General features: G+C 64.0%; 11 protein-coding genes. 3 read left to right on the forward strand and 8 right to left on the reverse strand.

Annotated features, from left to right (window positions below):
• Positions 1 to 5: 5 nt before the first annotated feature.
• From lepA to rpoE, 5 genes are all read right to left on the reverse strand, one after another.
• On the reverse strand, positions 6 to 1805 hold the full coding sequence (gene lepA / locus ACZ899_RS13460) for a translation elongation factor 4 (protein ID WP_110739522.1): 1800 nt from the start codon (positions 1803 to 1805) through the stop codon (positions 6 to 8).
• Positions 1806 to 2111: 306 nt separating this feature from the next.
• A complete protein-coding gene (locus ACZ899_RS13465; protein WP_442799908.1) occupies positions 2112 to 3518 on the reverse strand; it encodes a DegQ family serine endoprotease in 1407 nt (468 codons plus the stop codon).
• A gap of 200 nt (positions 3519 to 3718) precedes the next feature.
• Positions 3719 to 4684, reverse strand: a complete 966-nt coding sequence (locus tag ACZ899_RS13470) for a MucB/RseB C-terminal domain-containing protein (protein WP_234560653.1) — start codon at positions 4682 to 4684, stop codon at positions 3719 to 3721.
• A 13-nt stretch (positions 4685 to 4697) separates the two neighbouring features.
• Positions 4698 to 5288 (reverse strand): sigma-E factor negative regulatory protein, encoded by a 591-nt coding sequence (locus tag ACZ899_RS13475; RefSeq protein ID WP_203647794.1) that lies wholly within the window; start codon positions 5286 to 5288, stop codon positions 4698 to 4700.
• Between the two features lie 31 nt (positions 5289 to 5319).
• Positions 5320 to 5901, reverse strand: coding sequence for an RNA polymerase sigma factor RpoE/AlgU (gene rpoE / locus ACZ899_RS13480; protein ID WP_010220971.1), 582 nt, complete (start codon positions 5899 to 5901; stop codon positions 5320 to 5322).
• A 436-nt stretch (positions 5902 to 6337) separates the two neighbouring features.
• Between rpoE and nadB the strand changes: the two genes are divergently transcribed.
• Positions 6338 to 7939, forward strand: coding sequence for an L-aspartate oxidase (nadB, locus tag ACZ899_RS13485; protein WP_203647795.1), 1602 nt, complete (start codon positions 6338 to 6340; stop codon positions 7937 to 7939).
• A gap of 149 nt (positions 7940 to 8088) precedes the next feature.
• Here nadB and ACZ899_RS13490 read toward each other — a convergent pair whose 3' ends face one another.
• Complete coding sequence (locus tag ACZ899_RS13490; RefSeq protein WP_234560654.1) at positions 8089 to 9051, reverse strand: NAD(P)H-quinone oxidoreductase; 963 nt, start codon at positions 9049 to 9051, stop codon at positions 8089 to 8091.
• A gap of 144 nt (positions 9052 to 9195) precedes the next feature.
• Between ACZ899_RS13490 and ACZ899_RS13495 the strand changes: the two genes are divergently transcribed.
• Positions 9196 to 11277, forward strand: coding sequence for a carboxy terminal-processing peptidase (locus ACZ899_RS13495; protein WP_203647797.1), 2082 nt, complete (start codon positions 9196 to 9198; stop codon positions 11275 to 11277).
• 108 nt (positions 11278 to 11385) lie between these two features.
• Positions 11386 to 13143 carry a bifunctional diguanylate cyclase/phosphodiesterase gene (locus tag ACZ899_RS13500; protein ID WP_232855779.1) on the forward strand — a complete coding sequence of 586 codons (1758 nt, stop codon included), beginning with the start codon at positions 11386 to 11388 and terminating at the stop codon, positions 13141 to 13143.
• A 69-nt stretch (positions 13144 to 13212) separates the two neighbouring features.
• Here the strand turns inward: ACZ899_RS13500 and ACZ899_RS13505 are convergent, their stop codons facing one another.
• The gene (locus ACZ899_RS13505; protein WP_050703980.1) at positions 13213 to 13581 is read right to left on the reverse strand and encodes a hypothetical protein; all 369 of its coding nucleotides are present in this window, start codon (positions 13579 to 13581) and stop codon (positions 13213 to 13215) included.
• On the reverse strand, positions 13578 to 13922 hold the full coding sequence (locus tag ACZ899_RS13510) for a helix-turn-helix domain-containing protein (RefSeq protein ID WP_203647798.1): 345 nt from the start codon (positions 13920 to 13922) through the stop codon (positions 13578 to 13580). The genes ACZ899_RS13505 and ACZ899_RS13510 overlap by 4 nt, the downstream gene beginning before the upstream one ends.
• Positions 13923 to 14002: the final 80 nt, after the last annotated feature.

Here is a 14002-nt window from a genome sequence, read left to right on the forward strand (position 1 = left end):
AGGACCTAGCTATCCAACCTGAGCACGGCAAGGAAGGCTTCCTGTGGAATCTCCACGTTACCCACCTGCTTCATGCGTTTCTTACCAGCCTTCTGCTTCTCCAGCAGCTTCTTCTTACGGCTGACGTCACCGCCGTAGCACTTGGCCAGTACGTTCTTTCTGAGCGCCTTGACGGTTGTCCGCGCGATGATCTGGCCGCCAATGGCTGCCTGGATCGCCACATCGAACATCTGCCGAGGGATCAGTTCCTTCATCTTTTCGGTCAATGCGCGGCCTTTGTAGGCGGCATTGTCGCGGTGCACGATCAGGGCCAGGGCATCGACCTTGTCGCCGTTGATCAACACGTCCAGCTTGACCAGGTTGGCCGACTGGTAACGGTCGAAATGGTAGTCCAGCGAGGCGTAACCGCGGCTGGTCGACTTCAGGCGGTCGAAGAAGTCCAGCACCACTTCGTTCATCGGCAGGTCGTAGCGCACCTGCACCTGGCTGCCGAGGAACTGCATGTCGCGCTGCACGCCACGCTTCTCGATGCACAGGGTGATGACGTTGCCCAGGTGCTCCTGTGGCACCAGGATGGTCGCGGTGACGATCGGCTCACGGAAGTCGTTGACCGCCGAGACGTCCGGCAGCTTCGATGGGTTGTCGACGGTGATGGTCTCGCCGGTCTTGAGCTCCAGCTCGTAGATCACGCTCGGCGCGGTGGTGATCAGGTCCAGGTCGTATTCGCGCTCCAGGCGCTCCTGGATGATCTCCATGTGCAGCATGCCGAGGAAGCCGCAACGGAAGCCGAAGCCCAGGGCGTCGGAGCTTTCCGGCATGTACTGCAACGACGAGTCGTTCAGGGTCAGCTTCTGCAGGGCGTCGCGGAAGTCCTCGAAGTCGTCGGAACTGACCGGGAACAGGCCGGCGTAGACCTGCGGCTGGATCTTCTTGAAGCCTGGCAGCACTTCGACTTCAGGCGTGTTGGACAGGGTCAGGGTGTCGCCCACCGGCGCGCCGTGAATGTCCTTGATGCTGGCGATGATGAAGCCCACTTCACCGGCTTTCAGATCGGCAGTCTGGGTGTGTTTCGGGGTGAACACGCCGACGCTGTCGACCAGGTGCACCTTGCCGGTGGACTTGACCAGGATCTTGTCGCCCTTCTTGACGCGGCCCTGGCGCACGCGCACCAGCGAGACCACGCCCAGGTAGTTGTCGAACCAGGAGTCGATGATCAGTGCCTGCAGCGGCGCATCGATCTCGCCCTCCGGCGCGGGGATGGTCTGCACCAGGCGCTCGAGCACCTCGTCGACGCCCATGCCGCTCTTGGCGCTACAGGCCACGGCATCGGTGGCGTCGATGCCGATGATCTTCTCGATCTCGTCCTTGACGCGGTCCGGGTCGGCCTGGGGCAGGTCCATCTTGTTCAGCACGGGCATGACTTCCAGGCCCTGCTCGATGGCGGTGTAGCAGTTGGCCACGGACTGGGCCTCGACACCTTGACCGGCATCGACCACCAGCAGCGCACCCTCGCACGCCGCCAGCGAGCGCGAGACTTCATAGGTGAAGTCGACGTGGCCGGGGGTATCGATGAAGTTCAGCTGGTAGGTCTTACCATCCTGGGCCTTGTAGTGCAGCGTGACGCTGTGGGCTTTGATGGTGATACCGCGCTCGCGCTCGAGATCCATGGAGTCGAGAACCTGAGCTTCCATTTCGCGCGCAGTCAGGCCACCGCACATCTGGATGAAACGGTCGGCCAGCGTCGACTTGCCATGGTCGATGTGGGCGATGATGGAGAAATTGCGGATATGACTCAAATCACTCACGGGTCAACACTCGAAAAGGCTGCGAGCCGGACGCCCGCCGAAAAATAGCCGGGAATTGTACCTCAAGCCGGAGGGATATGGGAGATTCCTCTATCGGGTGCACTTACGCACTGTAGGAGCGGCCTTGTGCCGCGATCGGGCGCGCAGCGGCCGCAATATCCAGCATGCGCTGTACCCTGCGAGCGGTGGCAGCAGCTCTGTGGCCGCTGCGCGCCCGATCGCGGCACAAGGCCGCTCCTACAGAGAATTGTGAAATTTCATGAAAAAAGGCAGCCGAAGCTGCCCTTTCCCTACCGTTCAACCCGCTTATTCAGCCAGCTTGAAGGTGATGAAGCTGGCACGCCCCTGACGCAGCACACGCATGGACACCGAACGGTTCTTCGGCAGCTCCTTGGCGATCTCGGTGAACTGCTTGGCCGAGGCGATGGCCTGGTTGTTCAGGTGGCTGATGACATCACCCGGGCGCAGGCCGATCATGGCCGCCGGACCATCCTGGACTTCCTTGATGACCACGCCGCCCTTGAGTTCCAGCGACTTCTTCTGCTCGGCGGTCAGATCAGACACGGATACGCCCAGACGGTTGCTGCTGCGCTCGGCGCTGCCATCGGCACCGGCGCCCAGACCGATGTCGGCGTCATCCTCAGGCAACGCGCCGATGGTGACGTCCAGATTCTGACGCTTGCCGTTGCGGATAATCTCCAGCTTGGCCTTCTCGCCGTCCTTGAGGCTGCCGACCAGGTGCGGCAGGTCGGCGGACATGACGATCGGCTGGCCATTCATGCTCAGGATCACGTCGCCCACCTGCAGGCCGCCCTTGGCTGCCGGGCCGTTTTCCAGGACCTGGGCCACCAGGGCGCCGGCCGGCTTGTCCAGGCCGAAGGACTCAGCGAGGTCCTTGTTGACCTCCTGAATCACCACGCCCAGCCAGCCGCGGCTGACCTTGCCATCTTTCTTCAGCTGGTTCGACACATCGATCGCCACGTCGATCGGGATGGCGAACGACAGGCCCATGAAGCCGCCGGAACGGGTGAAGATCTGCGAGTTGATGCCCACCACCTCGCCCTTCATGTTGAACAGCGGGCCACCGGAGTTGCCCGGGTTGATGGCCACGTCAGTCTGGATGAACGGTACATAGGTGTCGTTGGGCAGCGTACGGCCCTTGGCGCTGACGATACCTTTGGTCACCGAATGGTCGAAGCCGAACGGCGAGCCGATGGCCAGCACCCACTCACCGACCTTGAGCTTCTCCGAGTCGCCCAGCTTGACGATCGGCAGGTTCTTGCCTTCGACCTTGAGCAGGGCCACATCGGTGCGCGGGTCGGTGCCTACCAGCTTGGCCTGCAGTTCGCTGCGGTCGGACAGGCGGACGATGATCTCGTCGGCGTCGGCCACCACGTGGTTGTTGGTCAGCACATAGCCGTCGCTGGAGATAATAAAGCCCGAGCCCAGCGACTGCGCTTCGCGCTGGCGATCGCCACGGGGCGAGCGCGGCTGCTGCGGCATGTTGCGCTCGAAGAACTCGCGGAACATCGGCGGCAGGCCTTCGAGGTCCGGCATCTGCCCGGCGGCGACGCGGCGGTCCGGCAGTTTCTGCTTGGTACTGATGTTGACCACCGCCGGCGAGGCCTGCTCGACCAGGGTGGTGAAGTCCGGCAGGGACTCTTCGGCCTGGGCGCTGAGCACCTGGCCGAGCATGAGCACGGCGGCGAACATCGATAGGTAGGTTTTCAAGCGTGGTATTGACATACGGCTCCCGTCACAACGAGCGTAGTTAGCAGTAAGGTTCCCGCAGACGCAGGAAAGGCCAGACTCCGAGAAGCCTGACCTATAGAAAATTTGCGGCAGGATTGCAAATGACAATGCCTTAATTTCATGTCAGCTCTGTGTAACAAGAGCTGTCAGAAGGCGCGCCGTCATTGACGCGCCTGGGCATCCTGGGCCCGCATCGACAGGGCGACACGTTCAGCGGTCCCCAGCGGGATCTCGCCGACCACGGTGACCATTACCTTGCCCTTGGGCGTGGTCAGGCGCCGCGACACCGCGACGGTGGGACCGAGCTGGGCACGGGTATCGATACCGGCATCGTTGCCGATCGGCTCGAGGAACACCGAGAAACGAGCGAGGCCGTCGTCATACATGAGGCTGCTGACGGTGCTCTTGCGTTCAGGATCGCGACGTACCGAGCTGTTGACCAGCTCGAAGCCCGGCGGCAGCCAGTCCGAACGCCATCCGGCGACGGTTTCGGCGGTGCCGGCAGCCTTGCGCTCGACCGGTTTGCAGCTCGCGCTGGCCCCCAGTTCGGCATCGGTCGGCAAATTGTCGGTGTCCAGACGGGTCATCTGGAAGCGCTCGAGCAACTGACCCTTGTCGTTGAGCATCAACGAGCGCAGGGGCAGGCCGGTGCGGCGGTCCAGGTGCAATTCGAAGGCATAGCGATGCTGGTCACGCGGGGTGAGCGCGACAATCACCGCGTCGCGCCCGGCGACGCGTGATTTGCCTGCCACGCTCAGGTCGTACCAGCTCATCAGTTTCAGGGGATCAAGCACCCGCGGGGCGCTGTCCGGCGGTGTGCCCACGCTGCTGGCCAGGTTGCCGCTGACGCACTGCACCTTGCCATCGACCCGCACGATTTCCTGGGCCGAGCCGTCGAGCTGCAGCAGCCGCTCGCTGACCTTGCCGTCCTGGACGCGATGCCAGATATCGTGGGATGAGAAGCTGCCGTTGCGTTCGTAGACGAAGGATCCCTGGTAACTCTGCTGCTGCTCGGCCCGTGCCAGCTTGTTCAGCCACTCACTCGCCTCGGGCGAGGAGTTGGCGGCCAGGGCCTGCACCGTCAGGCTGCTGCCAAGCAGCAGCGACAGGAGAGGTAGCGCGCGCATGATCCTCCTTAACTTAGCGGTTTTCCAGGCTGGCGGCGCGGGCGTAAGGCAGCGCGGTCTCGTTGCCCTTCAGCGCGGACTCCTGGGCGTGCTGGCGCAGGTAACCCGGCAGACGTTGATCCCAGCCGGCCTGGTTCTGCAGCACACCGTTGGCCATCGGCCCGGTCGGTTGCTCGTTGCCTTCACTATAGCCTGCCAATACGGCTGGGCCTTGCGCCTGTGGCATGCTCAGGCCCTGCTGGGCAGGCTGCTGGGCGGCCAGCTCGGCACCAGTGATCTCGTCCTGGTTGTAGAAACGCACGCCGGCCAGTACGGCAACGGTCACCGAAGCGGCCACGGCCAGGCGGCCGATGCTGCGCCACGGGCCCTGCTTGACCTTGGCCGGCACGGCCTCGTCGGCCAGCGCCGCGGAAACCGCCGAGGCGATGTCCAGCTTGGGCAGCAGCAGCTCCTTGTGCATGGCTGCGCGGGCAACCTGGTAACGCGACCAGGTGGCACGGGTTTCGGCATCGTCGACGGCGTTCAGCACGCGACGCAGTTCCAGTTCGTCCGCTTCGTTATCCATCACCGCGGACAGCGATTCCTGCAAAGCTTCACGACTCATGGCGGTTCCTCTCTTGGCTGTCGCCGCTGTCTCAGGTTTCCTGCAACAAAGGTTGCAGGGCTTTGTCTATGGCCTCCCGAGCGCGGAAGATTCGAGAGCGCACGGTACCCACTGGACATTGCATGACGCTGGCAATGTCCTCGTAACTCAGTCCATCGAACTCGCGCAGCGTCAATGCTGTACGCAGGTCTTCCGGCAGTTGCTGGATGGTGCGATGGACAGTGCCTTCGATTTCATCCCGCAACAACGCGCGCTCTGGGGACTCGAGATCCTTGAGACCATGATCGCCGTCGTAAAACTCCGCATCCTCGGAGCTCACATCGCTGTCTGGTGGCCGTCTACCGCGGGACACCAGGTAGTTCTTCGCCGTGTTGATGGCGATGCGGTACAGCCAGGTATAAAAAGCACTGTCACCGCGAAAATTCCCAAGCGCCCGGTATGCCTTGATGAAGGCTTCCTGCGCCACGTCCTGCGCCTCATGGGTGTCGTGTACAAAACGCACGATCAACCCGAGAATCTTGTGCTGATACTTCAGCACCAACAGATCGAAAGCTCGCCTGTCGCCACGCTGCACGCGCTCGACAAGCTGCTGATCCTCTTCCTGGGTTAGCATGAACACTCCTCAGTGATCTCGAAGGAGCGCTGCAACAGCCATCGTTCAGGCTTGCAACCATAGACTCGGGCTTTGCGCAAAAGTTCTCCCCTCCAAGCAAGTTTCCTGCGGCCCTTGGTCGGCTCGCACGAAAGACGCAGCGCGGTCACGGCCGGCTGCGTCGATAATCTGGTTTCATTACGCAGGTGCCAGCCCAAGATAGAGCTGCCGCCTTGCGTCGCCGCGGCGATCTGTGGCGTACGGGCAGCCTTCATAGGATTTCCAGGGGTATCGGAAAGTTCCCATAAAGATCGCCATCCACCCGTATGCGCCATTGGAAATCAGGCGCCCGGGGCTGCTATAAAGGCATCCCGGCCAGGTTTCACGATAGTTTCACAGTGCCATCTGCGCTCGACTATTGTGCCGTGCCCCTTCCAAAGATTACTAGTGTCCCGACATGAGCCAACAATTCCAACATGATGTCCTGGTGATCGGCAGCGGTGCCGCCGGTCTCAGCCTGGCACTGAACCTTCCGCGCCACCTGCGCATCGCCGTGCTGAGCAAGGGCGACCTGGCCAACGGCTCGACCTTCTGGGCCCAGGGCGGCGTCGCCGCGGTGCTCGACGACACCGACACCGTGCAGTCCCATGTCGAGGACACCCTCAACGCCGGTGGTGGGCTGTGCCACGAGGACGCCGTGCGCTTCACCGTCGAGCACAGCCGCGAGGCCATCCAGTGGCTGATCGAGCAAGGCGTGCCGTTCACCCGCGACGAACACTACAGCGTCGACGACGGCGGCTTCGAATTCCACCTGACCCGCGAGGGCGGCCACAGCCACCGGCGCATCATCCATGCCGCCGATGCCACGGGCGCCGCGATCTTCACCACCCTGTTGGAACAGGCTCGGCAACGCGCGAACATCGAACTGCTCGAACAACGCGTGGCCGTCGACCTGATCACCGAGCGCCGCCTGGGCCTGGACGGCGACCGCTGCCTGGGCGCCTACGTGCTGGACCGCAACAGCGGCGAGGTGGACACCTTCGGCGCGCGCTTCACCGTACTGGCCACCGGCGGCGCGGCCAAGGTCTACCTGTATACCAGCAACCCCGACGGCGCCTGCGGCGACGGCATCGCCATGGCCTGGCGCGCCGGTTGCCGGGTGGCGAACCTGGAGTTCAACCAGTTCCACCCGACCTGCCTGTACCACCCACAGGCAAAGAGTTTCCTGATCACCGAGGCCCTGCGCGGCGAGGGTGCCCTGCTGCGCCTGCCCAACGGCGAGCGCTTCATGCCGCGCTTCGATCCGCGCGAGGAGCTGGCGCCACGAGACATCGTCGCCCGCGCCATCGACCACGAGATGAAGCGCCTGGGGGTGGACTGCGTCTACCTGGACATCAGCCACAAGCCGGCCGATTTCATCACCAGCCACTTCCCGACGGTCTACGAGCGCTGCCTGACCTTCGGCATCGACATCACCCGCCAGCCGATCCCGGTGGTGCCTGCGGCCCACTACACCTGTGGCGGGGTGATGATCGACGAGCACGGCCACACCGACGTGCCCGGCCTGTACGCCATCGGCGAGACCAGCTTCACCGGCCTGCACGGCGCCAACCGCATGGCCAGCAACTCGCTGCTCGAATGTTTCGTCTATGGTCGCGCCGCCGCCGCCGACATCGAGGCGCGCCTGGAGCAGGTGGCCATGCCCCGCGCCCTGCCCTGCTGGGACGCAAGCCAGGTGACCGACTCGGACGAGGACGTGATCATCGCCCACAACTGGGACGAGCTGCGGCGGTTCATGTGGGACTATGTCGGCATCGTGCGCACCAGCAAGCGCCTGCAGCGCGCCGAGCACCGGGTGCGCATGCTGCTGGACGAGATCGACGAGTTCTACAGCAACTACAAGGTCAGCCGCGACCTGATCGAACTGCGCAACCTGGCGCAGGTGGCCGAGCTGATGATCCGCTCGGCCATGCAGCGCAAGGAAAGCCGGGGCCTGCACTACACCCTGGACTACCCGGGGATGCTGCCCGAGGCCCGGGACACCATCCTGGTGCCGTAGGCAGTCTGCGCGATCCCTGTAGGAACGGCCTTGTGCCGCGAAAGGGTCGCGAAGCGGCCCCAGGGTTGATCGATTGACGCATCAACCGCCGGGGCTGCTTCGCAGCCCTTTCGCGGCACAAGGCCGCTCCTACAGGGGCATGCGCCAGATCACACAAGTGTAGGGTCGATCACCAGCACCAGCTTGCCGGACACCTGGTTGCTCGCCAGCTCCGCGTAGGCGGCCTCGGCGAACGCCACCGGGTAGGTGTCGACCAGCTGTGGCGACAGGCGCCCCTCGGCGAACAGCGGCCACACCTGCTGACGCAGCTCGCGCAACAACTCTGCCTTGAATACATCATCGCGGTTGCGCAAGGTCGAACCGGTGATTTCCAGGCGCTTGCCCAGCACCAGCCCCAGGTCCAGCTCGACCTTGCGCCCGCCCATCAGGCCAATGATCACCCAGCGCCCGTCACGGGCCAACAGCTTGAGGTTGAGCGGGCCATAGCTGGCGCCCACCGGGTCGAGGATCACGTCGAACGGCCCGAGCTGCTCCAGATCGTCGAGGTTGTCATTGCGCACCACGCCGCCGGCGGCGCCGAGGGACTGACAATAGGCCAGGCGCTCCGGCGAACCGACACTGACCCACACCGGGTTGCCGAACGCCTTGCACAACTGGATGGCCGCGGAGCCCACACCACTGGCACCGGCATGCACCAGCACCTTCTCGCCGGCTTTCAACGCGCCCAGCTGGAAGATGTTCAGCCAGGCCGTGGCATACACCTCGGGCACCGCCGCTGCCTCGTGCAGGCTCAGGCCTTCAGGCACCGGCAGCACGTGCCGGGCGTCGACCACGACTTCCTCGGCCATGCCGCCGCCAGCCAGCAGCGCGCAGACCCGGTCGCCCACGCGCCAATCGGCGCCAGCCCCGACCTCCTCGACGATCCCTGAGCACTCCAGGCCCATATATGGACTGGCGCCAGGCGGTGGCGGGTACAGTCCGGCCCGCTGCAGCAAGTCGGCGCGGTTCAGCCCGGCGGCGGCCACTCGGATGCGCACCTGCCCGGCATCGCAGGCCGGGCGCTCGGCCTCGACCCACGCCACATGTCCGTCAACGCCTTGCAATGCCTTCACAGTGCCTCCATAGTTGAATCATATGACTGAGCCTGGGATAAGCACGTCCCAGGCTTTTTGCAGTATGCGTCCGGCTCCGATGGAACCGGCGAACGGAAAAGACGGCCTACTATGCGTGATCAATTGCCTCCACGTCGAATCAGCATGAAGCATTTCCTCCCCAGCACCGCCCTCGCCCTCATGATCGGCCTGGGCAGCCTCACGCTCGGTGGCAATGCGGCCGCCGCCAACAAGTGGGACAGCCTGCAGCCGGACCGCGACGAGGTCGTGGCCAGCCTCAACATCGTCGAGCTGCTCAAGCGCCACCACTACAGCAAGCCGCCGCTCGACGACGCCCGTTCGGTCATCATCTACGACAGCTACATCAAGCTGCTCGACCCGTCGCGCAGCTACTTCACCGCGGCCGACATCGCCGAATTCGACAAGTGGAAGACCCAGTTCGACGACTTCCTCAAAAGCGGCAACCTCGAACCCGGCTTCACCATCTACAAGCGCTACCTGGACCGCGTGAAGCAGCGCCTGGACTATGCCCTGGGCGAGCTGAACAAGGGCGTCGACAAGATCGACTTCAGCGCCAAGGAAGACCTGCTGGTCGACCGCAAGGACGCGCCCTGGATGAAGAACCAGGCCGAGCTCGACGACCTGTGGCGCAAGCGCGTGAAAGACGAGGTGCTGCGCCAGAAGATCTCCGGCAAGGAGCTCAAGCAGATCCAGGAAACCCTGATCAAGCGTTACAAGAACCAGCTGGCGCGCCTGGACCAGACCCGTGCGGAAGATATCTTCCAGGCCTACATCAACACCTTTGCCCAGTCCTACGACCCGCACACCAACTACCTGTCGCCGGACAACGCCGAGAACTTCGACATCAACATGAGCCTGTCGCTCGAAGGCATCGGCGCGGTGCTGCAGAGCGACAACGACCAGGTCAAGATCGTGCGCCTGGTGCCGGCAGGCCCTGCCGCCAAGACCAAGCAGGTCGCCCCGGCAGACAAGATCATCGGCGTGGCCCAGGGCAACAAGGAAATGGTCGACGTGGTCGGCTGGCGCCTGGACGAGGTGGTCAAGCTGATCCGCGGCCCGAAAGGCTCGGTGGTGCGCCTGGAGGTCATTCCGGCCAGCAACGCGCCGAACGACCAGACCAGCAAGATCGTCTCGATCACCCGCGAAGCGGTCAAGCTCGAGGAGCAGGCGGCGAAGAAGTCGGTGCTCAAGCTCAAGCAGGACGGGCGTGACTACAAGCTGGGGATCATCGAAATCCCGGCCTTCTACCTGGACTTCAAGGCCTATCGCGCAGGCGATCCGGACTACAAGAGCACCACCCGCGACGTGAAAAAGCTGCTCACCGAGCTGCAGAAGGAAAAAGTCGACGGCGTGGTCATCGACCTGCGCAACAACGGTGGCGGCTCGCTGCAGGAAGCCACCGAGCTGACCAGCCTGTTCATCGAGAAGGGCCCGACCGTACTGGTGCGCAACGCCGACGGCCGTGTCGACGTGCTCGAGGACGAGAACCCGGGCGCCTTCTACAAAGGCCCGCTGGCGCTGCTGGTAAACCGCCTGTCGGCCTCGGCCTCGGAGATCTTCGCCGGTGCCATGCAGGACTACCACCGCGCGCTGATCATCGGCGGCCAGACCTTCGGCAAGGGTACCGTGCAGACTATCCAGCCACTCAACCATGGTGAGCTCAAGCTGACCCTGGCCAAGTTCTACCGGGTTTCCGGGCAGAGCACCCAGCACCAGGGCGTGCTGCCGGACATCGCCTATCCGTCGATCATCGACACCAAGGAAATCGGCGAAAGCGCGCTGCCTGAGGCCATGCCGTGGGACACCATCCGCCCGGTGGTCAAGCCGGCCTTCGATCCGTTCAAGCCGTTCCTGGCCCAGCTCAAGGCGCAGCATGAGGCGCGCAGCGACAAGGACGCCGAGTTCGTCTACATTCGCGACCGCCTGGCGCTGACCCAGAAGCTGATGAACGAGAAGACCGTCAGCCTCAACGAGCAACAGCGTCGCGCCCGCCACGACGAGATCGAGGCCAAGCAGCTGGCACTGGAGAACATCCGCCGCAAGGCCAAGGGTGAAGAGCCGCTCAAGGAACTTAAAAAGGAAGACGAGGACGCCCTGCCTGCCGAGCCGGACGACACCAAGCCAGAGGACGATGCCTACCTGTCCGAGACCGGTCGCATCCTGCTCGACTATCTGGGCCTCAGCACGTCGGTGGCCAAGCACTGAAATGATGGCGAAATAATGTGACCTGTCATCAAACAGTCACCGGACTGTCGTGAAATGTAAGGGCCGGACGTGCAAGCGTCCGGCCTTTTTCACTTCAGGAAGCAGTCCATGACCGTCACCGAACAGCTCAGCGCATTGAGCGCCATCCTGGCTCAACGCAGCGTCCACTGTCTGTTCCAACCCATCGTCTGCCTCTCTGAAAGGCGTATCCTCGGCTATGAGGCCCTGAGCCGCGGCCCGTCCAACAGCCCACTGCACTCGCCGCTGAACCTCTTCGCCATCGCCCGCCAGGCCGGCCGCCTCGCCGAACTGGAGGTGCTGTGCCGTGAAACCGCCTGCCGCCGTTTCAGCGAGCTGAACCTTCCGGGCCTGTTGTTCCTCAACGTCTCGCCCGAGTCCCTGGTCGAGCCCGACTACCCGTCCGGGCGCACCCTGAAAATGCTCGAACAGGTCGGCCTGGCACCCAGCCGAGTAGTCATCGAGCTGACCGAGCAGACGCCTACCGAAGACTTCCAGCTGCTGTACAACGCCCTGCACCACTACCGCGACATGGGTTTCTCCATTGCCCTGGACGACCTGGGCGCCGGTTACTCGAGCCTGCGCCTGTGGTCGGAGCTGCGCCCGGACTATGTGAAGATCGACCGTCATTTCATCGATGGCATCCACCAGGACCCGCTCAAGCGCGAGTTCGTCGGCTCCATCCTGCAGATCGCCCGTGCCTCCCGCGCCCAGGTGATCGCCGAGGGCATCGAACTGGCCGAGGAGCTGGCAGTGCTGGGCGACATGGGGGTGACCCTGGTCCAGGGCTACCTGCTCGGCCGCCCTCAGGAGTTTCCAGCAGGCGACAGCCTCGGCCTGCCGCCCCCAGTGACAGGCTCGGGCGTTGCGCTGTGCGAGGACAGCCGCGACCTCAGCGCCCTGCTTATCCAGCAACCCTCGGTCACCCTCGACACCGCCACGCAGCAGGTGCTCGACGCTTTCCGTCGACAGGCCAACCTCAACTCCCTCGCCGTGCTGGACGAGCAAGGTCGCCCCTGTGGCATCGTCCACCGCCACTCGCTCGCCGACGTCCTGCTCCAGCCTTTCGGCACCGACCTGTTCGCGCGCAAGCCGATCAGCCGCCTGATGAGCCAGGATTTTCTCGCCGTCGAGCGCGGCCAGTCGCTGCAGCAGGTCAGCCGCCTGCTTACCAGCCGTGCGCGCCAGCGTATCGAGGAAGACTTCATCATCACCCAGAATGGGCGTTACCTGGGGCTTGGGCGGGTGATCGACGTGCTCAAGCTGATCACCGAGCAGAAGATCCAGCAGGCAAGGCACGCCAATCCGCTCACCCTGCTGCCGGGCAACGTGCCGATCCAGCAGTGCCTGGCACGCCTGCTGTTGCAGCGGCGCAAGGCGGCTGTGTGTTACGTGGACATCGACAGTTTCAAGCCCTTCAACGATATCTATGGCTACGCCCGAGGCGATGAAGTGCTGTTGTGCCTGGCCCAGTGCCTGAACGATTGCGTCGATCCGAGCCGGGATTTCGTCGGCCATATCGGCGGCGACGACTTCATGCTGGTGCTGGGTTCGACGGACTGGCGCGAGCGCCTGCAATTGCTGCTGGAAGCTTTTGGCCGGCAATGCCGGCGCTTCTACCGTAGCGAACACCTGGAGGCCGGCTGCTTCATCGCCCACAACCGTCAGGGGCAGCGGGAGACGTTCGCCTTGCTGTCACTGTCGATCGGCGTGGTCTGGCTGGAGCCCGACAGCAGCGACGGGCTGGATGCCGGTCAACTGGCCGAACTCGCCTCCCAGGCCAAGCGCCAGGCCAAGGATGGCGGTGGCTCAGGCCTGAGCCTGATCGATACGACTGTGCTGAGTTAAACCAGGGGACCGCTATGCGGTCCTTTCGCCGGCAAGCCGGCTCCCACAATCCAGCCTACAGCCCCGATTTCAGGCTTCTTCCGGGTAGCGATACTCGAACACCCGTACCACTTCCGAGGCATGCCAGGATGCCGCTTCCATGCCATCCACCGGCCCGGAAAACCGCCCCAGGCGCTCGACGCACTCGAAGAACCCGGTGCGTGGCAGGCGACTGGCCCCCTGGCTGATCACCAGCGAGCTGCGCAGCGGCTGCTCGGCGCGGGCGTCGAGCGTCGCCAGGTACTCGAGGGCCGCCGTCAGGGTCTGCATGGCCGGGCTGGGCAATTGCAGACGCTCGAGCAGCGCACGGTAGGTGAGCAGGTGGCGTTGACGGCGGGCCAGGTCGAGCTCGGTCAGCAGGCTCTGCCACTGCTGACGGCTGATCCTGACCTGGCTCATGACGGCTCGCTCCAGCCGGCCACGCCCAGGTGCCAGGCCAGGCTGCGCAGGATCGCAGCGTCCGGGCGGCGCTCCCCGGACTCGATCATCGCCAGGTAGGCCGGGCTGATGCCGACACTGCGTGCCAGTTGCTCCGGGGCCAGGCCCTTGGCCTGACGCAAGGACGCCAGCTGGTCCAGGGAGGACTGGCTGGCGCTCGGTTGAGTGCTCTCGTTGTGACTGACTGAGTCGGGAGCTACGGCCGGCGCCTGGCCTGCGGCCGCCAGCAACTTCTGATATTGCTCCCAGGGAACCACTGCGTACTCGGGCTGACCGTCCCGGCTGATGACCTGAATACCCATACAACCCCCTTGACGTTGGATTACGGCATGTAATCCGTAGGCATAACCCTTATGCCAATTATATTACCAACCTCGGGGGT

It is taken from the genome of Pseudomonas sp. TE31087 (assembly GCF_057284075.1).